The organism is Legionella rubrilucens (genome assembly GCF_001468125.1).
In the GTDB taxonomy this organism is placed as follows: Bacteria; Pseudomonadota; Gammaproteobacteria; order Legionellales; family Legionellaceae; genus Legionella_C; species Legionella_C rubrilucens.
On the sequence record NZ_LNYT01000020.1, the window covers coordinates 212134 to 235153 of the forward strand.

Here is a 23020-nt window from a genome sequence, read left to right on the forward strand (position 1 = left end):
GTCAACGTTGACCTGCGAAATTATTTTCACAGGTCAATTTCTTCATTTTATTGCTCATTTTAAGAACATAAATTAGATTCGCCACTTTTTGATCACCATCTTGATAAAGATGTCGTGGCCCTGAAGTCGGATTTGGCTTGGCAGGGCAGCTCGACCGACAGCGCTGTAGCCTAAGTATTGAATAGTATAGCCAGCCTGGCGAAGCAGTACGAGGCGGTTTTGAGGATCGCGCTGAGCAGTTTGTACAGCGCCGGGGGCAGGCAGACCGCGAACCCAGTAATACAGGTTGGCTACAGGCAGGCCAATGCCCGTTTCTTTTCGCAGCAAAGCATCTGCACTGCCGGAGGAGACTTTTTTCGGCCCGTCACGCAAAGTGACCACGCTGCCTTTTTTGTCGATCATGACTGTCCCGCTGCCTAAGGGGCCGAAAAGGCGGATTTGATAACTGCCAGGACCATTCTGCAGCCAGTTCACCGACGCCGTCCAGCTTTTTTTCTTTCCACGAGCGGCCATGGCACCGGATAATTCCCAGGACGAAATACTGGCGGTTTGTTTCGCCTGTTCAGCGGGCGATACGTTGACTGCGGGCGCTGTTGCCGCTTCTCCGGCTGTTAAGGGCTGGCCATTTGCAGCCGTCTCGCCGGACAGGTTATCCCCTGGTCCTGAATGAATGGCGTGATGATGGCGCGGTGCGCAAGCTGTTAAAAGTAAAAGCAAACAAAGCGACGAGCATTTCAAAGCATTCATTGCCAAATCTCCATTTCGTCAAATCTCAATCATAGTTTTTTAAATCACAATACGCTAGACTGCGTGAAGTTGCAATTAATGACAAACCTTATGAAACCACGAGCGATATACCCCGGTACTTTTGATCCCGTCACCAATGGTCATGTGGATATCATCAAGCGGGCGGCATCCATTTTTCCGAATATTATCGTGGGTGTAGCGAACAGTTCGGCAAAAAAACCTTTCTTCTCCCTCGACGAACGCATTGCCCTGCTTCGCGAGGCCTTGCATGACGTTCCAGGTGTGAAAGTGGTCGGTTTCAGTACGCTTTTAATTGATTTTGTACGTGAGCAGCAGGCGACAATCATTTTGCGTGGCTTACGTGCGGTAAATGATTTTGAATATGAGTTTCAGCTTGCGGGGATGAACCGTAAATTATCACCCGACATTGAAACCCTGTTTTTAACGCCTTCCGAGCACTTGATGTTCATTTCCTCCAGCCTGGTTCGGGAAATCGCCTCATTCAATGGCGATGTTTCTCAATTTGTTCCGGCTCCCGTTGTACGGGCTCTTAAGGATAAAAAGCAAAAATCATGAATGCACGCACAAGTCTGTTGATTCTGGTCAGTGGTCTTTGCAGCGTTTGCCCTGGTTTTGCCTCACCCTTTCATGATATGCCGCCTGGCTATGCAATCGCCACTGCTCATCCTTTAGCGACTAATGCAGGGCTTGAAATTCTGGCGGCTGGTGGCAATGCTTTTGATGCCGCGGTGGCGGCAAGCGCCGCTCTGGCTGTCGTTGAACCGTACCACTCAGGTCTCGGAGGGGGGGGATTCTGGTTAGTGCACCTTGAAAAGGAAAAGAAAAACTGGTTTATCGATGGTCGGGAAACCGCACCCCTGGCGGCTCACAAAGACATGTTTCTTGGAAAGGACGGCAAACCCGTTCCTGAACGCTCTCTCAACGGAGGGCTGGCTGCGGCCATACCGGGCGAACCGGCTGCTTTGGTTTATATTGCCAGCCATTATGGCCGTCTTCCCTTATCAAAAACACTGGCGCCGGCTATTCGTCTTGCGGAAGAAGGCTTTCCTGTCGATTACCAGTTCCGTTATTTTTCGAGCCAGACGGACAGGCTTAAGCAGTTGCGCCATTTCCCGGCGACAGCGGCCGTGTATTTGAAAAACGGTAACCCTTATGACATTGGCGACATTCTGCGTCAGCCCGATCTGGCTAAAACCTTGCGCCTGCTCGCTGAAAAAGGGCATAAGGGCTTTTATCAGGGAGAGGTGGCTGAGCGTTTGGTCAAGGGGGTGCGTGCGGCCGGTGGGGTTTGGACCATGGCCGATTTGGCGCGTTATCAGATTAAAGTTCGCGAGCCCTTGCAGGGGGCCTACCATACCATGCTGATCATTACCTCGCCTCCGCCATCAGCGGGCGGGATAGCGCTGCTGACCATGCTGAATATTCTTTCCGGTTATTCGCTCGAGAACCTGCCTCTGCCGATGAAGATTCATTATATCGTCGAAGCGATGCGAATGGCCTACTGGCAGCGTGGTGATGCCATAGCCGATCCTGATTTTATCAAGGTGCCGATTGATGACATGATTTCGGCTGCCAATGCTAAAAAGCTGCGTCAGTCCATTTTACCGATGCAGGCAACACCCAGCCGCCGGCTTGAGTCCAAAAAGACTATGGAAGATGTCTCCAATACCACCCATTTGTCGATTATGGATGCCGAGGGCAATCGCGTGGCAGCGACCATGACTGTGAATTATATTTTTGGTTCCAGTGTGATAGCTGAAGGCACCGGCGTGCTGCTGAATGATGAAATGGATGATTTTGCCAGCCAGCCCGGGGCATCCAATGTTTTCGGTATTGTCGGCAGCCAGGCCAACATCATCGAACCCGGTAAACGGCCGTTATCCAGTATGTGCCCCACCTTTCTGGAAATGCCGGGGCGTGTGGCTGTTATAGGAACTCCGGGCGGCAGCCGTATTCCCACCATGGTTTTGTTAGCCAGCCTGGTTTTTTATAATTCGGAGGGGGCAATCAGTATGGTTTCCCGTATGCGTTTCCATCATCAATACCTGCCCGATGTGCTGCAGTTTGAACCGGAAACTTTTTCACCGCAATTGCAGTCGCAATTAAAAAGCATGGGGTATGTGCTGATGCCTTTACTGCAGTACTATGGCGATATGCAAGGGATTACCTGGGACAAGCAGGATAATGTCCTCACCGCTGCATCAGACCCGAGGCACATTGGCCTCGCCGCCACGGTGACCCCCACGCAAAGCCAGGAGAGCTACGGTGTGTCGCACTAGGCTTAGTCCTGTGCTTCGCCAACCAGCTTTTCAATGGATTGATGAACGCGCTTGATGAGTTCCTCTCTCTGGTCAATGGTATAGGCACTCGCATCAATGGGTTCACCGATATGAATTTCAGCCGTTTGATTGATATTAAATTGAAGGGTTCTTGCCGGCAGTATGTTATAAGCACCGCGAATACCAATGGGGATGATGGTGGCTTTGGCTTCGATGGCGGTGACAAAGGCGCCTTTTTTAAAGGGGGCGAGTTGACCATTCTTGGATCGGGTGCCTTCCGGCGCTATCCACATGATGATGCCGCTTTCCAGCAGTTGGCGCATGGCTTCAAGATCTTTAATCGCCTGAGTGCGGTTTTTTCTATCGATAAAAGGGAATTCCGCTGCGGTCATGCCTTTGCCCATGATAGGAATTTTAGACAGTTCCTTTTTAGCCAGCATGCGTATGGAATGATTGGGGAAGGCTTTAAAACTGATGGGAATATCGTAAAGGCTGCTGTGGTTACACATGATGATGTAGGCCTTTCCTGGCTCAGGGACCACGCCGTGGGGATTGATGATTTTGCATTGGACCCCCACCAGATTAAGCAGGCGGTTAACCCAGCGATGAATCGTGGTGTCTACCCAGGCACGGCTGGTTTTACCGAACAGACGCATAAGGACGGAGCGGCTGCAGGCATTCACCGTATAAAGCGCTGACAGCAGCATAATCCAGAACGTGCGGAGTTTACTAATTTTCATTGGAACTCGTTTCAATCATTGGGTGGGGAATCATACTGTAAGAGTGCGAACTTGCCCATACTCCTACACTTTATCCCAACGCACATTGCAGTGTTTCTTAACAGCCGCTGTCAGGAGCTGGACTAACGGATAGGCACGATTGGCAAGACTCACCTGATCGTCATCGTCTTCCTGACTTAAAGGATGGTTTTTTGTTTCCCTGTCGATGGCTTCTTTCAAGTGGTTAAGGGCTGCGGGGATTTCCTCAGCGACCATGGCGCCGGGAATGATGCCGCTGTGCCCCATCATCTTTAACAATCGCTGCGCAATATCCCCTAACATGGTGATGTTTTCATAAGCGTCGCTTTTAAATTTAACTAACATACAGCTGTCCTTCTCTGGTATGAAACAGGGTAAGAATTATATACCGATTTTACGGTAAGAAACGAGGGGCGAAAGGCATTCACTCAGCCGGTAGTACCGGCTGGCATTGAGGGCAGAAGGCCGAACTTCTGCCGCCAATGATTTTGACCTCAATGGCGCAACGGCATTGAAAGCAGGGTTGGTTTTTACGGCCATAGACCTGCAGCTTCTGGGTAAAATAGCCGGGTTTGCCGTCTTTATCATAAAAATCGCGCAGCGTGGTGCCGCCGTCTTCAATGGCGCGCCGCAACACAGCCTGGATATGCAGACTCAAGCGGTTGAATTGCTCGAGGCTTACCCGTCCTGCGGGGGTGAAGGGGTGAAGGCCGGCTAGAAACAGACTTTCAGTGGCATAGATGTTGCCCACTCCCACGACAATCCGATTGTCCATGATGAAGGATTTGATGGTTTGGGTTTTGCGTTTTGCCTTTTCAAATAAATAGCCGCCATGGAACGCTTCGCTTAAAGGTTCCGGCCCCAGGTGACGAAACAGGGGATGATCGTCCGGCTCATCGGCAATGTACAACCACAGGCCAAAACGGCGCGGATCGTTGTACCGAAGAAGCCCGCCATCGGTTAACAGTAAGTCGATATGATCATGCTTTTTAGGCGGGGGAACGTTATTTTTAAGCAGACGCAGATGCCCGGTCATGCCCAAATGGATAAGAAGATGCCCTTCTTCGAGGTGAATGAGAATGTATTTAGCGCGCCGGCTGACTTCAATAATTTGTTTGCCGATACACCACGCAGCCAACTGCGGCGGCACCGGCTTGCGCAGGCGTGAATCCCTTACGGCCAGTCCGCTGATTTCCCGTGCCATCAGAAACGGTTTAATGCCTTCCTTGGTGGTTTCGACTTCAGGTAATTCCGGCATCAGTCTTGGTCTTTATGCTCTATAATCCGGCCTTGTGGCGTATCCTGTTTAACCTTGGGTGCCGGGAATAATGCGTTTTTAATCAGGGTGGCTACCCAGAGTAAGCCGCCGATGAACAATCCCCAGACCAGGACATAGGAAAACATGATAAACAGGCCAATCAACAAGGAAACGGCCACGCCGATGACCAAAAAAGGCACAATGCTTTCTATGATTCGTTTTATACTGTCATTCATTATGGAGTCCTGTTCTCGATGTACTGCAATTTATTTCCTGTTTAATTAAAATTATCGTTCACAAGTCGACCTGATGCAATGCGGTTTGTGCAATTTGTGGTATGATCATAGAAGAGGTGTAATTTTATACCTTAACACACGCCTTGGCTTAATAGAGGATTCGATCGCATGTCGAAGCTGAGCGGATAGTTTAATCAGCTGTTAAGTATCTGGCAAATAATTCTTTTTTGGGGAGTTACCGAATGATTTATGGGGTTTTGAACCTTTCATTTTGGGGATATGTCATTGCGACCATCGTGTTAACGCAAATCACGATTGCCGCGGTTACCATCTATCTGCATCGCTATCAGACACACCGAGCATTGACCCTTCACCCTGCCGTCAGCCACTTCTTTCGTTTGTGGCTCTGGTTGACGACCGGTATGGTGACGGCCCAATGGGTGGCTATTCATCGTAAACACCATGCCACGACGGATGTCGAAGGCGATCCTCACAGTCCCAAAGTTCTTGGGATTAAAAAGGTATTCTGGCAGGGTGCCGAATTGTACCGCGAAGCCTCCAAAGACAAGGAGATGATAAAAAAATACTCCCATGGTACGCCGACTGACTGGGTGGAACGCAATGTTTACAGCCGTTTCAGTTCCAAAGGCATTATCATCATGCTGCTCACCGACCTGGTTCTTTTTGGCATTCCCGGCCTTACCATCTGGGCCATTCAGATGATGTGGATTCCGCTGCACGCGGCAGGAGTCGTCAATGGGATTGGCCATTACTGGGGGTATCGCAATTTTGAATGCCCGGATGCTGCGACCAATATTTTCCCCTGGGGTTTCTGGATTGGTGGTGAAGAGTTGCATAATAATCACCACACCTTCGCTTCCTCGGCCAAGTTTTCTGTGAAATGGTGGGAGTTTGATATTGGCTGGCTCTATATTCGCTGCCTGTCTTTTCTGAAATTGGCCAAGGTTAAAAAACTGCCCCCAAAACTGGCGATGGAAGAAGGCAAGCTGCACGTGGATTTGGAGACAGTGAAAGCGGTTGTCAGCAATCGATTTCAGGTGATGTCATACTACTACAAGCGGGTTGTCCGTCCTATCCTCAAAATGGAAAAGCGTATCCATACGGAAAACAATACCGATAAAAAGCTGTTCCAGCGCGCCGGACGTCTCCTGCGTCTTCAAGACAGTCTGTTATCGCCGCGTGCAAACACCAGATTGCAGGCTTTACTGGCAAGCTGCGAGCAATTGCGCCTGGTTTATAGCTACCGGCAGTCCCTGCAGAACATCTGGCTTAAGACCGCAAGCTCGCAACGTGAGCTGGTCGACGCATTGCAGCAATGGTGCAAGCAGGCTGAAGAGTCTGGTCTTGAAGTGTTGAAGCAATTTGCCCAGCAAATGAAAGGCTTTGTACCCAAACCCGTCAAAATCTGATTTTTAAAAGGGAGGCCAAGCCTCCCTTTTTTGCGCTTAAGCCCGACCTGTATGTGTTCTCTGGCTATACTTTCAATAAGACATCAAATTATGGTAACTCATGATTGACTTTCAGCTGGATTTGCTTTGAAGTAATGAATTACCAGTCACAAAATTGAAAGGAGTTGTTTATGGAAAAAATGACAGCCGTTGTAACTGGAGGTACTGGAGGAATTGGCACAGCAATCTGCCAAAAATTGGCTTCCGAGTACCAGGTGATCGCTTGCTACTTCAAGGATGGAAAGCATGAAGAAGCCAAAGCCTGGCAAGAGCAGCAACGCAAAGCCGGCTTTAATGTGGATATCGTTTACGCGGACATGGCAAGCTTTGCTGATTGTGAAAAGCTGGTTTCTCTGGTGAATGAACGTTATGGCCACATCGATGTTCTGGTTAATAATGCCGGGATTACCGCCGATTGCAGTCTTAAAAAAATGACCCCTCAGCAGTGGCAGCAGGTGCTCGATGCCAATCTGACCAGCGTCTTTAATATTACTCGCAATGTACTGCCCGTTATGCTTGATAAAGGCTATGGCCGTATTATTACCATCTCTTCAATCAATGGTCGTAAGGGTCAATTTGGTCAGTGTAATTATGCCGCCAGCAAAGCCGCCTTGTTTGGTTTCAGCAAAAGTCTGGCGTTGGAAGTCGCCAGCAAGGGCATTACCGTCAATACCATTTCGCCGGGATACATTGAAACGCCGATGTTGGCCGGTGTGAAAGAGGATGTATTGAAAAGCATTGTCGCCAACATTCCTGTCGGGCGTTTGGGTCGACCTGAAGAAATTGCCGATGCCGTGGCTTTTCTGGCTGCTCGTGAATCAGGCTTTATTACCGGTGCCAATCTGGATATTAATGGCGGTCAATACATGTAATTACCTGTTTCCTCATGGTTAGCAGAAAGAGAACAAAATGGAAAAAGACAAGGTTATATTGGTAACAGGGGGCACTGGGGATATTGGCACTGCCATTGCCATTGAGTTGAGCAAACGTTATGGTCAAATCATTGCATTGGATGTAGTCTCGGAAGCACAGGCCACCGAGTGGCTGAGTCATCTGAAAAAAGAAGGGCATGAGCAAATCGCTTTTCGACACATGGATGTGACCCGCTTTGACGAATGCCGACAAACTGTTACCGATATTCTTGTCGAATACGGACGAATCGACGTGTTGATTAACAACGCAGGAATTACCCGCGATGCCGTATTTCATAAAATGACCAAACAACAATGGGATGAAGTTTTGCGCGTTAATCTCGATGGTATGTTTAACGTGACTCGCCCGGTGGTTGAGATCATGCGTAATCAGGAGAGTGGCCGTATCGTCAATGTGTCGTCCGTGAATGCGCAGAAAGGGCAATTTTCCCAAGCCAATTATGCCGCCTCCAAGGCGGGTATTTATGGTTTTACAAAGAGCCTGGCGCAGGAGTTGATGAGTAAAAACATCACGGTTAACAGCATTTCTCCCGGTTATGTCAATACCCGTCTTATGAAGGGCATCAGGCCTGATATTCTGGATTCAATCATTAATTTAATCCCGGCAAAACGTCTGGCTGAGCCGGAAGAAATAGCCTGGGCTGTTGAATTTTTAATTGATGAGCGAAGCCGCTACATTACCGGCGCCAATTTAAGTATTAACGGCGGCCTGCACATGTATTAAGCAGACCAGGCTGTTTTAGAGGGCTAAATGACCAGACTTATAAAAAAATACAAAAACAGACGATTATACGACACTGAAAAAAGCCAATACATCACGGTTGAAGAGTTACAACGTTATATTATCGATGGAATCGCCTTCCGAGTGGAAGATTCGGTCACCAATAACGACATTACCAATGCGACGTTACTGCAGATTTTTGTGGAAATGGAAAGCGGTGCCAGCCAGTTTTTGTCGGCCGACATGTTAAAGCAGCTCATTGTTCTGGCCAATCATCCGATGAGTCAGTCCTTTAAAAAGATGCTGGAGCAACTGTTTGTGACCATGGAAAAATCCCTGCAGGGCAATCCCTATTTAAGTGATTATAAAACCACCAGTGATCTCTGGTCTCAACAAATGCAGCAACTCCTCAAGCAATGGCAGGGATTTTTTAAATAATTTTGCTGCACTGCAAAAAAAATCGCTAAATGCCTTGACAGGCATGGTGAAAAAGAACTAATCTATTATTGTGCACTGCAACATATTGGGAGAAATGAAATGGTAAATCAAGCCTATTTTGAAAAATGGAGCGAAATCGCCAAGAAGGTTCAAGAACCTGTTCAAGCCATCGCTGAGTTAAATGTCAAGACCTTGCAAAACCTGTCTTACATTAAGCCCGATGAATTGGCTAATTTGAAAAAGCCGGAAGAGTTGTTTGACAAGCAAATGAATGTTGCGCTGGAAAACGGCCACAAAGCCTTGGATTACATGCAAAAATCCTTTCAAATCATTGAAAAGGCCATGTTAAATTTCGCTAAAGATGTTAAAAAAACGGAACAAGCGGTTAAATAATTCTTCACCGCTCTGAAACAGCCGCTAAGCGGCTGTTTTTCTATTGGCCCATGAGCCGCAAAAAAACACGGCGTCACCATAACCCCGACTTCTTGCTTCCTGCACGCGTTAATCCATGGACTACCCATTTAATGGGAATTATGTCAGTTTATAGGTTTACTTTCGATAAAGGTCAACCAGTGGAACACAGCCATTCCCCCATGGATATTAAACGCCGGCTAAGCACCAATCCGCAAAATTATCTGAGGGACTGGATTTATGGCGGAATCGATGGAGCAGTCACCACCTTTGCGATTGTTTCTGGTGTCGTAGGAGGTAATCTGTCATCGCTTGTTATTCTGATATTGGGTTTTGCTAATTTATTGGCGGATGGATTTTCCATGGCAGCAAGCAATTACCTGGGAACAAAAGCGGAACGGGAGCGCTATCAACAATACAAAGCCATAGAGGAAAAACACCTTCGTCTTGTACCCGAAGGCGAAAAAGCTGAAATACGTGAAATTTTTGCGGGCAAAGGATTACACGGGGAGGCGCTTGAACAATTGGTTGAGATTATTACATCCAATCACGGTTTGTGGTTAAAAACCATGCTGCAGGAAGAATATGGTTTGCCGAAAGCAGTGCCATTGCCTTTGAAGTCGGCTGCCTGGACATTCTTTTCTTTTCTGATTTTTGGAGCAATTCCTCTGTTACCCTATGTTTTTAACAGACCTTCTGCTTTTTTCTACTCGTGTCTATTCACTGGATGCACTTTTTTCATCATTGGTGCGATTAAGAGTTACTGGTCTCCCAAATCCTGGCATTATTCAGGGTTAGAAACCCTTTCCTTAGGCGCTATTACGGCGGCGTTGGCCTATTTCATTGGTTGGGCTTTGCACCATTACCTGGCCTGATACTAGCCCTGACTGATGATCAACACCCCAATGAAGATGAGTGTGCCGCCAATCAAAACGGAGGAGTTGGCATGATTTTCACGAAACAGCAGCCAGGTAAAGAAAATGGTGAACAGGGGGTAAATTAATTCGATGATGCCCGCGGCAGTGGCATTTTTAGCCCGCACAGACAGTGCAATCAGGTAACTTGCCACACTGACTACGACAACCTGAGTCAGTGTAAGAATCAATAAGTTAGGCTCATTGCTCAAAGTATGCCAATCTTTTTTAAAGGAGGTGAGACCGGCAAGCAGGGAAAATACTACTGCGCCAAGGAGCATCTCCAGGGCTAGCAGGGTAAAAATGGACAAGCTGTGCAGAAGCTTTTCCGCGAGAGAATAATTTAAACCCCAGAGCAGGGCTGCCAATAAAGCAAATACTATCCACATTGTTAGTCCGCTTTATGAAGGTTGTCTCCCCATCGTCTCACAAGATCCAGATCAAAATCAAAAAGATCGAGAATACGACCCACTGTGTGGTTGACCACGTCATCCAGTGTGGCCGGTTTGGAATAGAAAGCAGGAACGGGTGGGGCGATAATGGCTCCCATTTCCGTCACGCTCACCATGTTACGCAGATGCCCTAAATGCAGTGGTGTTTCTCTCGCCATGAGCACCAGTTTGCGCCGCTCTTTCAAGATCACATCGGCTGCCCGAGTTAATAAATTACTGGTACAGCCGCTGGCAATGTCAGCCAGTGTGCGCATGGAACAGGGGGCGATGATCATACCTAAGGTTTTATAGGAGCCGCTGGCGAGGCAAGCTGCAACATCATTGATGTTGTAATAATGGCTGGCTAGCTGTTCAATATCCGAGGCAGTATAGGTGGTTTCATAATGGCGGGTTTGCTGGGCTGCTTTCGTTACAATCAGATGGGTTTCCACGGACAGTTGCCGCAAAATTTCAAGCAGACGAATGCCATAAACAATGCCTGAAGCGCCGCTGATGCCAATGATAATTCGTTCTTTCTTAGCCATGAAGTTGCTTTTGCCGATGAGGGTAAGACCATAAAAATACCACAAAAAGTGTTATTTTTCTCCATTTTTGCTGGCAAGACGGCAGGAAGTGAGAAGCTCTTCCAGTTTAGTAATACCCAACGCATGCATTTTTTCAATGTTTCGCACAGGAATTTGCGAGGTGTCGCCATAATAGGCAATGGCTTGTTCAACCTGGTCTTCACGCAACAGATGCAGCATGGGGTAGGGGGAGCGGTTGGTGTAATTGGCGGCATCATTAAAATCAACGCCGTCGAAACAATAGTCAGGATGAAAACTGGCCAGTTGATAAAGGCCTTCATAGCCGCTGTCGTTTAAGAGTTGCTCCGCCAAATCAAGGAAATCCAGGTAGTCAAAAAAGGAATGAAATTGCCGGGGGAAAATGAGCAGGGTGGTGGCAATGGCCGGATCCTTATCCAGCAGGGATACCTCATCCATTAATTGGAATAAGGCCTGTTCAGTATCCTGACTGTCAGCCACTGCAAGGCGAAGCGTCTGGCGATCCACTTCCCGTTTGGCAAAAGGACAAACCCCGTATTCGATTATAAAATGCCGGACCCAATGTCGGATTTGGGCAATGACCTCTTGTTCAGAATGACTCATCATGATTAAAAAACTGGAAGTATAACCGATTTTGACACTTGCTATAATTAAAAGGCAATCTCGTTATGGAAAAAATGATGAAGAAACCCTTAATACCGTTGCTTGCCTTGTTGTGGGTGTCTGAAAGTCAGGCTTTGGAGCCGCTGAGTTTCAAGTCCCCATACAATGAGGAGGTGCTGCCGTCGCCCTTTCCAGTGTATGTCATTGAAAATCAGGGGGTGGTCAATCATCCCTACCCTGGGGCAAAAAAAGTGTTGTTACCCACGGACAACAGTTACAACGGCAAGTCAGGCTGCTACGTGGCCTGCTATTCGCATCGTTCTGGAATTTACGCCGTCTCACCGGACATCAGCGTCATGGGGCAGGTGCGTGTGCCTGGGGAATACATTGGCCGCATTTGTCAGCCTAAAGCCTATGAATGGCAGGATATCAGTCAAATAGCCGCTTTTAACCAACTCTGTGCCCAGAAAATCAAAAGCTGCGCCGCCGGCGACTGCTGGGCCGGCGGCGATACAGGCGGTTGGTTTGGGATTCAGTAACCGCTAACTGGTCGTGGCGGAAGGATTGGGTGTCATCTCGCTCTTATACGTTTTAAACACGTAAGTTCCAGGGGCATTGACGATGCCAGGGTAGGGCAACTCCCTGAACACCGGCGCCTGGATCATTCTTCCGGACTCTTTTTTAAGCCAGGACATCCATTCTGGCCACCAGGAGCCGGCAAGATGCATTGCCTCATTGAACCATTCATCCGCTGTCTGATGGGTATTGTAATTGCGATAATACCCGTATTTTTCCACATTGGGCGGATTGACAATGCCTGCAATATGACCTGAGCCGCCGAGGAGGAAACGCTTTTTGCCTTTCATTAACTCAAAGCCCTTGTAGGTGGTTTTCCAGGGGGCAATGTGATCTTTCAGTGTGGAGACAAAAAAAGTGGGAATGGTAATCTGGGTGACGTCAATCGGAATGTGATTGAGCAGCACTTTACCGGGTTTAACCAGGTAATTATGCAAATACATCCAGCGCAAATAAGTCGAATGCATTTTCGCCGGCATGTTGGTGGCATCGGCATTCCAGTAGAGGATGTCAAAGGGAACCGGATTTTTCCCCTGCAGGTAATTTTTAATGAAAAAACTCCAGACCAAATCATTGGCCCGCAGGGAATTAAACGTACTGGCCATAAACCGCCCATCCAGATAACCTTTCAGTTGCATTTGCTCTTCAAGACGCGCAATTTGATGCTCATCAATAAAGACCGAAATATCGCCGGGATCGCTGAAATCAATCATCGCGGCGAGAAAGGTTGCGCTATGAACCGGCATGGTTTTGCTGGCATTGTAATAGGCCAGAAGGCAGGCCAATAAGGTGCCGCCGATACAAAAGCCCAGGGTGTTGACTTTCTTGACATTCAATTGCTTGCGAATGATGTTAATGGCGGTCATCGGGCCTTCATCAAGGTAATTGTACAGACCCTTATTGGCATAACTGGCATCCGGGTTGACCCAGGAAATCATGAACACGGTGATCCCCTGTTCCACTATCCATTTGACAAAGGAATTATGCGGGCTTAGATCGAGAATGTAGTATTTATTGATCCAGGGCGGAATAATCAGCAGCGGAATGGAGTTGACCTTTTCTGTTTGCGGCGAATACTGGATGAGCTCCATCATGTCATTGCGGAAAATGACTTTCCCGGGTGTGGTTGCCAGATTTTCCCCAATTTTAAACGCATCGGTGTCCGTCATTTTGATGATGAGGCGGGTGGAGCCGGACTCCATATCCGTGAGCAGATTCTGTAAGCCTTTCAATAAATTTTTGCCATGGCTTTGAATGGTTTCGGCCATCAGTTGGGGGTTGGTGTGCAGGTAATTCGCGGGCGACAGGGCATCGAGGTATTGGCGGGCAAAAAACTGAATGCGTTTTGCCAGTTGCTTGTCCCCGTAATCGATTTGTTCAAGCAGGCAGTTCATGTGTTCACTGGCTAAAAGGTAATGCTGGCTTAAAAGATTAAAGAAAGGATTATTGACCCATTCTTCGCCGCTGAACCGTTTGTCGTCTATCGGCATGGCTTTGCCTTCAAGCCAGTGACTGAACTGGTCCTGCGCCAGACTCATGGCGTCCTTCCAGTAGGCGACCTGCATTTGCCAGACCTGCTCGGGATTTTTAAGCATTGTCAGCATCAGCGAAATGAAATCATTGGTTACATCGGAATACTGTTTGATTAAATCCAGTACCTGTGTGGGCTGCGTCTGAAACTCAGTCATCAGTTTAAGACTTTTTTCAGCCACGACCTGCATGATATGGCTAAGTTCTGCGTCGTGAGTCATCCTTGCTCCTGCTTCCTTTTTTTTGTTCTATTCTCACGCTTTTTAGGCTAGATTAGCAAGTAGGGAATTTACCTAGAGGCCAAGAAGTGAAAACAAATGCTAAAACACGAAAAATAAGCTGGTATACCTTATTAGTCACGACCGTAGTGGTTTTAGCCGTTCTCTATTATTTTTGGGAATATTATCTGTTCAATCATTACCTTGGCGGTTTCACGCACGAAGGCTATCTCGTTCAACGTTCGCAGACCGGGTTGCATTTTTTCCTCTCGGTATGGCCGCTATGGGCATTTCCTCTGGCGGTGGGCATTGGTTTAACCCTGCTCTGGCATCAAGCTACCTTGAATCAGGCAAGGCGGCGTATCGAACAACTCGAAGAGGAACGGGCCATGCAACAGGCCGCCAGGCGTGAGGCTGAGGTGGAAAAAAAGCCTGTCGGTATGGATCAGGAGACAGCCCCAATGCAAAAAATCCTTCCTGACGTTAACAACGAGTTCGAGGAATTAAAAACCGCGCATGAAACCCTGCAGCAGGATTATCAAGCAAGCCTTGATTTCATTGAGAAACTATTGTTAAGGCTGAATGCATCGGAAACACCAAACAGTTAATTTTTTGATAAGGTTCTCCAGGTTATAATTGGTACAGATAATCTAAAAGAGAACAATTATGTCGTACAATTCGCTTGAGGTACTGAGCTACACGAAGAAAGTATGTGAACTGTTTGGGGTTGAAAACCCAGATTCTGCCGAGTTGACAAGCTGGCAACAGGCAAAACAGGAAATAAACGCTGCCGCCCGACAATTGCAAAATGTAATCCCGGGTATTACTTCGCATGAAGAACGTCAACGCTTATTTGCCTTGCTGATGATTGCGATTGCAAGGGCAGTGAACTATGTGGATAAACACCCCAATTACCGCAGCGCACTGGACATCTATATTGGCGGCGCTCTTGAGGAGGCAAAGCATTTTGAAGCGCTTAAGCCGCTTAAGCAGCCTCAATTTCATGATAGAACCAAACCCTCCCCGACGCCCAGCATCCCGCAACAAGTGTTTGAAATCGATCAGCATTTTTCCGAAGAAGAAAAAGCGGCTGTTGCCAGCCGAATGGGCGGGATTTTTTTTAATAACCCCGAAGCCATTGAACCTTTATCTGATGAAAAAATGAAGGGGTTGGAGGAGGTCAACGCATTTAAAGAGAGTACTTCGTATCTAACCCTTTGCAAATACCAGGCATTTCTAAGCAAGGACCCCCGAAAGCATTGGTATAAAGTTCCCGATAAAGCAGATAATCTGGCCATCCTTATCGATGCGCTGGATGGTGCTAAATCCGAGACCGATATAAAACATATTTTAAGCGACTTTTATGCAGGGAAAGGGCGGGAAGGCACTTTGTATGAAAAGCTGAATCAGGGCCAGGGCATTACCAGCCGCTTCCTGGGCTTATTTAATTCCAATACCCACACCACAACCCTGGAACTGATTGATAAGCTGGCAAAGCCTTTTGGGTTGGGCAACTTAGTCCCTTCTGCACCTGCCCCTAAGTAGTTGCTCATCCGCATGTCGGCGATCCGATGTGCGGATTCTTCTCTATTTTCCACATTTCAGGCTATAATTTCCGCTATTTCGTTTAAGCTAAGTCCTGATGCACCTCAAACAGTTAAAACTGGCGGGTTTTAAATCTTTTGTTGATCCCACGACAGTTCCTTTCCCAAGTCAACTGGTCGCAGTCGTGGGTCCCAATGGCTGCGGTAAATCCAACATCATCGATGCGGTTCGTTGGGTGATGGGTGAGAGTTCGGCTAAAAATCTGCGCGGTGAATCCATGACCGATGTCATTTTTAATGGCTCGTCCAATCGCAAGGCACTGGGTCAGGCTTCAGTCGAGTTGCTGTTTGATAACAGTTTAGGCCGTTTAACCGGTCAATACGCAAGCTATCAGGAACTGGCAGTCAAGCGGGTTGTTACCCGCGATGGCGAATCCCTTTATTACCTCAATGGTACCCGTTGCCGGCGGCGCGACATCACTGACATTTTTTTAGGCACAGGCGCTGGCGCCCGCGGTTATTCGATTATTGGACAGGGCACGATTTCCCGCCTCGTCGAAGCACGGCCTGACGAGTTGCGGGCTTACCTTGAAGAGGCAGCCGGGGTTTCCAAATACAAAGAACGCCGCCGCGAAACCCTGACCCGCATCCAGCATACGCATGACAACCTTGCCCGTATCGCCGATATCCGCGACGAGCTCGATAAGCAACTGCAGCGTCTGGAGCGTCAGGCCAAAGCGGCGGAACGCTATCAACAACTTAAACAGGAAGAGCGCCGGCTTAAAGCCGACATTCTGGTGCTGAAGTGGCAGGCGCTTTGCGACGAACAGGAGAGGATGGTGCACACCATTCAGCAGCACCGCCTCGCCTATGAGGCACAGCAGGCCCGATCGACTGAAATTTATCAACAAAGCGTCGCCCTGCGCGAAAAGCGGCATGAGGAAGACGAGCGGCTGCAGAATGTCCAGACCAGTTATTATCAACTGGGAACCGAAATTGCCCGGCTGGAAGAAAATCTGCAGCAGCATCAGCGAGACCGGCAGCGCCTGATGGAGACGCGTAACCAGTTGCAGGACGATTGGCAGTCATTATCCGCGCAGCAGACGCAGGATGAAGAAGCCCTGCAGCACAGCCAGGCCATCCGCGAACAATGCCTGACCAATGTCCTGTTGCTGCAGGATGAACTGGCCGCCAAAGACGCACTGTTAAAGCGGTGTCAGCAACAGCAAAGCGATTGGCAGGAGCAGGCCGATGCGGTTCAACAGGCCCTCAATAAAGCGCGCCATGAGCAGCAGATGACAGCGCTCAGTCTGCAACATCTGACGCAGCGCCGTCAGGACACCCAAACCCGCCTCGACAACCTGATGAGGGATGAAACCAGCCAGGACACCGCCGCTTTAATGGAGGAACTGGAACGCTTAAAGGACGAGGTGCAGAATCTTCGCGTGCAGGTTCAGGAACAGGAACAGGATTACGAGGCGCAATCGTTACAAGCGCAGGGCGCTGCTCAGGAGTTAAAAACAATTGAGCAGGCCATCCGTGCAGCGCAGGATGAAGGGTATGCCCTGCACACGCGGCAAGCTGCCTTGTCGGCTATGATTCAAACCGCCCTGGGGCGTCATGAGGACAACACCCTCGATGAGGACTGGAAAGATCAACCGCGTCTTGCCGAAGTGCTGCAGGTCGATAAAGACTGGCAGGCCGCCTGTGAAATGGTGCTGGGGGATAGGCTCCAGGCCATAGTCATGGAGGACCTGACAGCGCTCTATACTCGACTGGAAACCGACCCATTGCCGGGTGATCGCTGGTTTGTAACCCCGCAATCCCTTCCGGCATCGCCCCGCAAGCAACCGCGTTTGTCGGATAAAATCCAGGGTTTTACGGCCTGCGGCACCCTCGATTTCACTCAAATCTTAGCCGCAGCCGATTGGCATGAAGCCATGGCCTGGCTGCCTGCGATTACCGCTGAGGAGTCCATTCTGACGCCGGAGGGTTACTGGTTGGGCCAGGGATGGTTAAAAGCGCCGCCGCTTGCGCACAGCGACAATCAAGGCATTTTAGTGCGGCAGCAGGAGTTGGCTGAACTGACTGACCAGCTTGAACAGTCCCGTCTGCTGTTAAGCCGCCTGATGACTCAACGTGATGAGAAACAGGAGCAGCTGGCGGCCGTTCAGGAACAGACAGCCAACCGCCAACAAACCCTCGCAGAAACGAAGGAAAGCTTGCGCAGGGTGGAAATGCAAAGCCAACAGCAGGAACAGGCACTGCTGCAGGCCAAGCACAAAATGCTGCAGTTGACGGAGGAAAAAGAAGACTTATTGCTCAAATTGCAATCGTTAGCCGAAGAGCATCACGAATTGACAGCCCGATCGCAGGAGGAGGCGCTGATTGTCGAGGAACAGACGCATCGCCATCAGCAGTTACAGGATGGCAAAACGACCTGGCTTTCCGAACTGCCGTTAAGCAAGGCCGCTGTCGACACAGTCCGTACCCTCCTGCATCAGGCGGAATTAAATGCCGAACGTGAAAAATTGAAAGTGGATCAGTTGCAGGATGCTTTGAAACGCAACGACGAGCGTCTGCAGGTGCTTCATGATCGCCTGGAGGACGTTCAAAGCCAGTTACTGAATCTTAAGGAACCGGATACGACCCTTAAGTCCCTGCTTGAGGAGAAACTGCTGCAGCATTACGAACTGGACGAGTTGCTTGTACAGCACCGTGAACAGCTTAATCAGCTTAGCCAGCAGATTGAGGGACTTTCCGAACAGATGAAAGCCCTGGACAAGCAAAGCCGCGACCTGCAAAACATCATCCAGCAGGCGCAAATCGAGGAGCAAACGCTCAAAGTGCGCGCGGCAGGATTAATTGATTCTTTAACAGAACTTGGCGTAAGGCTTCAGGATGTATTGGCAGGACTTGAACCTCAGGCGTCACTGAGCTTGCATGAAGAGGCGTTGGTGGAGGTGGTCAATAAAATCCAGCGCTTGGGCGCTATCAACCTGGCTGCCATTGAAGAATACGAGACGGAATCGCAGCGTAAAAAGCATTTGGACGATCAGTATGACGACTTGCAGGAAGCGCTGGCGACCCTGCAAACGGCAATTGAAAAAATGGACAGGGAAACCCGGCAACGGTTTCAAAACACCTTTGATGAAGTCAATCAGCGGTTCCAGGTGTTGTTTCCGCGTCTTTTTGGCGGTGGACGTGCCCTGCTTGAACTGACTTGTGATAATCTGTTGGAAGCTGGTATTGTGGTAATGGCACAACCGCCGGGTAAACGGAACAGCACCATTCATTTATTGTCCGGGGGGGAGAAGGCAATGACGGCAGTGGCATTGGTTTTTGCCATTTTTCAACTTAATCCGTCTCCTTTCTGCATGTTGGACGAAGTGGATGCGCCTCTGGATGATGTGAATGTCGGACGATTTTGTACTTTAGTGAAAGAAATGTCACAATTCGTACAATTCCTGTTTATTACCCATAACAAGGTAACCATGGAACTGGCGGATCATTTAATTGGAGTAACCATGCGTGAACCCGGTGTGTCGCGCGTTGTTGCAGTTGATGTTGAACAAGCCTTGTCAATGAGCGAGACTTGATAAATACCAAGAGCAAAGTCAAGCGCTCTTTACTTACGAGGAGTAAACCATGCAGGCAAACTGGAGTCTGATACTCAATGTGCTATTACTCATTGGCGTAGTGGTTGCTATTGGCCGCCTGATGAAAGCCAGAAGGCAGAGTTTAAACCACACGGCCTATCAACCCTCACTGGGTCAGGCCGCCGAACCGAAGCATTACGATGATATAATTGCCATTCGTAAAGTCAATCTTCAACCTAAGGAAGAAGTAGACGAACTGCCGGAGTTTACCATAAAAACCCAGTCAACCGATGGCCCATCCATTGCCCTGGATGAAAAAGACATCGCCGGTGCGGCTGAAACGCGGGTGGATATCCGGCCAATCGAGGCCCGCAGCGATACGCGGCCTGCGCTGGATTCACGCCCCATGGAAGCAAGACCTGTCACTAAAAATGATCCCGGTCAATCGATCATGATGTTTCTGTTGGCAAAAGAAAACCGCCAGTTGGCAGGCTATGAACTGCTGCAAACCGTATTGGCGGCTGGTCTTCGTTTTGGCGAAGGGCATTTATTTCATCGCCATCAGCAGGCGAATGGTCAAGGGCCTGTGTTATGCAGTCTCGCTGCAGCTACCGCAAGCGGTGTGTTTGATTTACAGAATATCGGTGCATTCAGCGTGCGCGGCCTGTGCCTGTTCATGCACACCTCCGGTAATTCCACCATTGATGCTGAACGCTTTGCCATCATGCTCGAAACCGCCAGACAATTGAGCGATGGCCTCGATACACATTTGCTGGACGACATGCGGCGTCCGTTAAATGACGAAAGCCTGGCCCGTTACCGTCGTGTACTGAATATTCCCAGTGAATACGAACTCTCGGCCCTGGCTTGATTGCCGTCCTCAATTCATGCAATTGACGCTCAAGGTCAAACCGGCCAGCCGCGTCAATGCCTTGCTTCTCAATAACAATCAGGGTCTTTTACTTGAACTCAAAGCCAGCCCGCAAGAGGGCAAGGCCAATCAAGCGCTGGTAGTGTATCTCGCCCGATTGCTGGGGTTAACACAAAAACAGGTGATGATTGGCAGCGGTCATCATGCGCGGGATAAAAAAATTCGCCTGCTGGTCGAAGAGGCTCAGCAAAAACAGATGATCCAGGGCCTGGATAAGGTTCTAAAAATAATCTGATTTTATAAATTTTGCGCAATTTGATCGGAGGTTGAGGACTACTCTGGTGAGTTGGCACAATAACCATTACACTAAGCATTTTAACCCCTTGCAATCATCATGAACTTAAAAACAATTGCCGAGCTTTTGGGTTGCGCTCCTGCGCCAGACATGGAAATCAATGGTATTGCCATCGACAGCCGCCTGGTAAAACCGGGTGAATTATTCATTGCCCTGCGAGGCGAGCGTTTTGACGGCCACGATTTCATTGCCGATGCGGCGGCCAAAGGGGCGGCAGCGATTGTTTGCGAGCAGGCCTGTCCTGGCATTGCCATACCGCAATGGGTTGTTCCCTCAAGCCTTGAGGCCTTGGCTAAACTGGCCGCCAGCCATCGCCGAAGCATGGATTGCCGGGTTATTGCGTTGACTGGCAGCAACGGCAAAACCACGGTCAAGGAAATGATTGCAGCCATTCTTCCGCCGCCTTCCTTGGCAACCCGCGGCAATCGCAATAACCATATTGGTGCACCCTTAACAGCCCTTGAGCTTAAACCGGAACACCGTTATGCCGTGTTTGAGCTTGGCGCGAATCACCCGAGGGAAATTGCCCATACAGTGGCGATTGTGCAACCACAGGTGGCGCTTATCAATAACATTGCACCTGCCCATATTGAAGGATTTGGCTCCATTGACGGCGTGGCCAGGGCTAAAGGGGAGATTTATGAGGGCCTCCCTTCCGACGGTACGGCCGTGGTGAATGACGATGACGAGTATGCCCATTTCTGGGATGGCCTCTTAAACGGTAAAAACGTGTTGCGCTTTTCTCTGAACAAGCCGGTTGATGCCTATGCCCGGGGTACGCTGTTCGATGAACGCGGTTGTGCCCAGTTTACTCTGGTATTGCCCTGCGGTGAGGCTCAAATCCAGTTACAGGTTCCCGGCGAACACACCATCCGCAATGCCCTGGCGGCAGCGTTGTGCTGCTTTGCCGCCGGTATAGGCTTGCCGGACATTGCCCGGGGCTTAAACCAGTTTCAAGGGGTAGCGGGACGCATGACTTATCTGCATGGCCATAATGATGCCCTTGTCATTGATGACACCTACAATGCCAACCTGCGTTCGGTTCTGACGGCCGTGGATGTCCTGTCCAAACGGCAGGGCCGCCGTATTCTGGTGTTGGGCGACATGGGGGAACTGGGCGCCTGGACACAGCAGCATCATGAGGAAATCGGGCGGGTGGCGCAAAGCAAAGGCATCGATTTGCTAATGACCTGCGGCAAGCACAGCGAGTTCAGCAGTAAAGCCTTCGGAAAACCGGCTTGCCATTATCAGACGCAGGACGATCTCGCCCGGGATTTGCTGCCGCATCTGAATAAAGACACCACAGTGCTGGTGAAGGGGTCACGGTCGGCGGCGATGGAGAAAATTGTGCATAGACTGGTGGGTTGATGAATCCAATTATGCTATGCTTGGCAACTTTTTGCACGGCCTGATAGCGGCTGCAATCGAATCAATCTGACAAAGAGGAACAGACAACATGCTTTACTGGTTAACGCAGTTATTTCAAGGACAATATCATGCGTTCAGGGTTTTCCAATACATTACGTTTCGCTCCATCCTCGCGGCATTAACCGCTTTGCTGGTGGGATTGTTTTGCGGCCCCATGATGATTAAGTGGCTGAGAAATCTTCAGATCGGCCAAATGGTTCGCAATGATGGCCCGCAAACGCATTTATCCAAAGCCGGAACCCCCACCATGGGCGGGTTGCTGATTTTAGTGGCCATTACGTCCAGTTGCCTGTTGTGGGGGGATTTACGGCAACCAGCGCTTTGGCTGGTGCTATTGGTCACTTTAGGATTCGGCGCCATTGGCTGGGTTGATGATTACCGCAAGGTGGTGCGTAAAAACAGCCGCGGTTTACCTGCGCGCTGGAAATATTTCTGGCAATCCGTGGTCGCCATTCTCGCGGTCACCTTCCTTTATTGTAATGCCAGCATCCCGGTGCAGACGCAATTGTCTATTCCTTTCTTTAAAAACTGGCTCATTACCTTAGGCCCTTTGTTTCCGGTTCTGGCCTATTTTGTGGTCGTCGGCAGCAGTAACGCGGTGAATTTGACCGACGGTCTGGATGGTTTGGCCATCATGCCGATTGTCATGGTCGCCGGGGCATTGGGGATTTTTGCCTACGCCAGCAGCAATGCGTTGTATGCTCATTACCTGGCCATCCCCTACATTCCCAATACCGGTGAGCTGACGATTTTCTGTTCGGCTATCGTCGGGGCGGGATTGGGCTTTTTGTGGTATAACACTTACCCCGCCCAGGTTTTTATGGGTGATGTCGGGTCGCTCGCTTTAGGCGCGGCTCTGGGTATTGTCGCCATCGTGGTCAGGCAGGAACTGGTGCTTTTAATCATGGGCGGCCTTTTTGTGATTGAAACCCTGTCTGTTATCCTGCAGGTGGGTTATTTCAAGTACACCGGCGGCAAACGCCTGTTCCGTATGGCGCCTTTGCATCATCATTTTGAATTAAAAGGCTGGTCTGAGCCTAAAGTGATTGTGCGATTCTGGATTATGACGGTTATTTTTGTCCTTTGTGGTTTGGCAACCTTAAAATTACGATAGGCGA

At 49.3% G+C, this 23020-nt stretch carries 25 protein-coding genes; 16 read left to right on the forward strand and 9 right to left on the reverse strand.

The window, feature by feature from the left end:
• Positions 1 to 72: 72 nt before the first annotated feature.
• Positions 73 to 747, reverse strand: coding sequence for a lipoprotein insertase outer membrane protein LolB (gene lolB, locus Lrub_RS14610; RefSeq protein ID WP_082651479.1), 675 nt, complete (start codon positions 745 to 747; stop codon positions 73 to 75).
• Positions 748 to 816: 69 nt separating this feature from the next.
• Here lolB and coaD point away from each other — a divergent pair, with 69 nt between their 5' ends.
• On the forward strand, positions 817 to 1323 hold the full coding sequence (coaD, locus tag Lrub_RS08720; protein WP_058532263.1) for a pantetheine-phosphate adenylyltransferase: 507 nt from the start codon (positions 817 to 819) through the stop codon (positions 1321 to 1323).
• Positions 1320 to 3047 carry a gamma-glutamyltransferase gene (ggt, locus tag Lrub_RS08725; protein ID WP_058531792.1) on the forward strand — a complete coding sequence of 576 codons (1728 nt, stop codon included), beginning with the start codon at positions 1320 to 1322 and terminating at the stop codon, positions 3045 to 3047. The genes coaD and ggt overlap by 4 nt, the downstream gene beginning before the upstream one ends.
• Before the next feature lie 2 nt (positions 3048 to 3049).
• On the opposite strand, the gene Lrub_RS08730 is transcribed toward ggt, so the two are convergent.
• From Lrub_RS08730 to Lrub_RS08745, 4 genes are all read right to left on the reverse strand, one after another.
• Complete coding sequence (locus Lrub_RS08730; RefSeq protein ID WP_058531793.1) at positions 3050 to 3787, reverse strand: lysophospholipid acyltransferase family protein; 738 nt, start codon at positions 3785 to 3787, stop codon at positions 3050 to 3052.
• 63 nt (positions 3788 to 3850) lie between these two features.
• Positions 3851 to 4150, reverse strand: coding sequence for a DUF1840 domain-containing protein (locus Lrub_RS08735; protein WP_058531794.1), 300 nt, complete (start codon positions 4148 to 4150; stop codon positions 3851 to 3853).
• A 79-nt stretch (positions 4151 to 4229) separates the two neighbouring features.
• On the reverse strand, positions 4230 to 5063 hold the full coding sequence (gene mutM, locus Lrub_RS08740; protein WP_058531795.1) for a bifunctional DNA-formamidopyrimidine glycosylase/DNA-(apurinic or apyrimidinic site) lyase: 834 nt from the start codon (positions 5061 to 5063) through the stop codon (positions 4230 to 4232).
• Positions 5063 to 5299 carry a hypothetical protein gene (locus Lrub_RS08745; RefSeq protein ID WP_058531796.1) on the reverse strand — a complete coding sequence of 79 codons (237 nt, stop codon included), beginning with the start codon at positions 5297 to 5299 and terminating at the stop codon, positions 5063 to 5065. Before Lrub_RS08745 ends, mutM begins: the two co-directional genes overlap by 1 nt.
• Positions 5300 to 5541: 242 nt before the next feature.
• On the opposite strand from Lrub_RS08745, the gene Lrub_RS08750 reads away from it, so the two are divergent.
• The 6 genes from Lrub_RS08750 to Lrub_RS08775 all read left to right on the forward strand — a co-directional run bounded on the left by Lrub_RS08750 (position 5542) and on the right by Lrub_RS08775 (position 10145).
• Positions 5542 to 6729 carry a DesA family fatty acid desaturase gene (locus Lrub_RS08750; RefSeq protein ID WP_058531797.1) on the forward strand — a complete coding sequence of 396 codons (1188 nt, stop codon included), beginning with the start codon at positions 5542 to 5544 and terminating at the stop codon, positions 6727 to 6729.
• A 170-nt stretch (positions 6730 to 6899) separates the two neighbouring features.
• Positions 6900 to 7640 (forward strand): acetoacetyl-CoA reductase, encoded by a 741-nt coding sequence (phbB, locus tag Lrub_RS08755; RefSeq protein ID WP_058531798.1) that lies wholly within the window; start codon positions 6900 to 6902, stop codon positions 7638 to 7640.
• Between the two features lie 37 nt (positions 7641 to 7677).
• Positions 7678 to 8424 carry an acetoacetyl-CoA reductase gene (gene phbB, locus Lrub_RS08760; protein ID WP_058531799.1) on the forward strand — a complete coding sequence of 249 codons (747 nt, stop codon included), beginning with the start codon at positions 7678 to 7680 and terminating at the stop codon, positions 8422 to 8424.
• A gap of 27 nt (positions 8425 to 8451) precedes the next feature.
• On the forward strand, positions 8452 to 8859 hold the full coding sequence (locus tag Lrub_RS08765; RefSeq protein WP_058531800.1) for a polyhydroxyalkanoate synthesis regulator DNA-binding domain-containing protein: 408 nt from the start codon (positions 8452 to 8454) through the stop codon (positions 8857 to 8859).
• A gap of 99 nt (positions 8860 to 8958) precedes the next feature.
• Complete coding sequence (locus Lrub_RS08770) at positions 8959 to 9252, forward strand: phasin family protein (RefSeq protein WP_058531801.1); 294 nt, start codon at positions 8959 to 8961, stop codon at positions 9250 to 9252.
• Positions 9253 to 9392: 140 nt separating this feature from the next.
• A complete protein-coding gene (locus Lrub_RS08775; RefSeq protein ID WP_058531802.1) occupies positions 9393 to 10145 on the forward strand; it encodes a VIT1/CCC1 transporter family protein in 753 nt (250 codons plus the stop codon).
• 2 nt (positions 10146 to 10147) lie between these two features.
• Here the strand turns inward: Lrub_RS08775 and Lrub_RS08780 are convergent, their stop codons facing one another.
• Genes Lrub_RS08780 through Lrub_RS08790 form a run of 3 tightly spaced genes read right to left on the reverse strand, consistent with a single transcriptional unit; the run spans position 10148 to position 11784 of the window.
• Entirely contained in the window at positions 10148 to 10573 is a 426-nt protein-coding gene (locus Lrub_RS08780; RefSeq protein WP_058531803.1) for a DMT family transporter, read from the reverse strand.
• 2 nt (positions 10574 to 10575) lie between these two features.
• Entirely contained in the window at positions 10576 to 11160 is a 585-nt protein-coding gene (locus Lrub_RS08785) for a UbiX family flavin prenyltransferase (protein WP_058532264.1), read from the reverse strand.
• Positions 11161 to 11211: 51 nt separating this feature from the next.
• Positions 11212 to 11784: a DUF1415 domain-containing protein gene (locus Lrub_RS08790; protein WP_237760785.1), complete on the reverse strand. Its 573-nt coding sequence runs from the start codon at positions 11782 to 11784 to the stop codon at positions 11212 to 11214.
• Between the two features lie 71 nt (positions 11785 to 11855).
• Here Lrub_RS08790 and Lrub_RS08795 point away from each other — a divergent pair, with 71 nt between their 5' ends.
• The gene (locus Lrub_RS08795) at positions 11856 to 12320 is read left to right on the forward strand and encodes a hypothetical protein (RefSeq protein ID WP_237760786.1); all 465 of its coding nucleotides are present in this window, start codon (positions 11856 to 11858) and stop codon (positions 12318 to 12320) included.
• 3 nt (positions 12321 to 12323) lie between these two features.
• Here Lrub_RS08795 and Lrub_RS08800 read toward each other — a convergent pair whose 3' ends face one another.
• Positions 12324 to 14108 (reverse strand): PHA/PHB synthase family protein, encoded by a 1785-nt coding sequence (locus tag Lrub_RS08800; RefSeq protein WP_058531805.1) that lies wholly within the window; start codon positions 14106 to 14108, stop codon positions 12324 to 12326.
• 86 nt (positions 14109 to 14194) lie between these two features.
• Between Lrub_RS08800 and Lrub_RS08805 the strand changes: the two genes are divergently transcribed.
• The 7 genes from Lrub_RS08805 (at position 14195) to mraY (ending at position 23016) form a co-directional block, all read left to right on the forward strand.
• Positions 14195 to 14713, forward strand: a complete 519-nt coding sequence (locus tag Lrub_RS08805; protein WP_058531806.1) for a hypothetical protein — start codon at positions 14195 to 14197, stop codon at positions 14711 to 14713.
• Positions 14714 to 14771: 58 nt separating this feature from the next.
• Complete coding sequence (locus Lrub_RS08810) at positions 14772 to 15650, forward strand: hypothetical protein (protein WP_058531807.1); 879 nt, start codon at positions 14772 to 14774, stop codon at positions 15648 to 15650.
• Between the two features lie 97 nt (positions 15651 to 15747).
• Positions 15748 to 19248 carry a chromosome segregation protein SMC gene (gene smc / locus Lrub_RS08815; RefSeq protein ID WP_058531808.1) on the forward strand — a complete coding sequence of 1167 codons (3501 nt, stop codon included), beginning with the start codon at positions 15748 to 15750 and terminating at the stop codon, positions 19246 to 19248.
• A 49-nt stretch (positions 19249 to 19297) separates the two neighbouring features.
• The gene (locus tag Lrub_RS08820) at positions 19298 to 20119 is read left to right on the forward strand and encodes a cell division protein ZipA C-terminal FtsZ-binding domain-containing protein (RefSeq protein WP_058531809.1); all 822 of its coding nucleotides are present in this window, start codon (positions 19298 to 19300) and stop codon (positions 20117 to 20119) included.
• The gene (locus Lrub_RS08825; RefSeq protein ID WP_133134115.1) at positions 20091 to 20414 is read left to right on the forward strand and encodes a DUF167 domain-containing protein; all 324 of its coding nucleotides are present in this window, start codon (positions 20091 to 20093) and stop codon (positions 20412 to 20414) included. Before Lrub_RS08820 ends, Lrub_RS08825 begins: the two co-directional genes overlap by 29 nt.
• Before the next feature lie 99 nt (positions 20415 to 20513).
• Positions 20514 to 21842, forward strand: coding sequence for a UDP-N-acetylmuramoyl-tripeptide--D-alanyl-D-alanine ligase (locus Lrub_RS08830; protein WP_058531811.1), 1329 nt, complete (start codon positions 20514 to 20516; stop codon positions 21840 to 21842).
• An 88-nt stretch (positions 21843 to 21930) separates the two neighbouring features.
• A complete protein-coding gene (gene mraY, locus Lrub_RS08835; RefSeq protein ID WP_058531812.1) occupies positions 21931 to 23016 on the forward strand; it encodes a phospho-N-acetylmuramoyl-pentapeptide-transferase in 1086 nt (361 codons plus the stop codon).
• Positions 23017 to 23020: the final 4 nt, after the last annotated feature.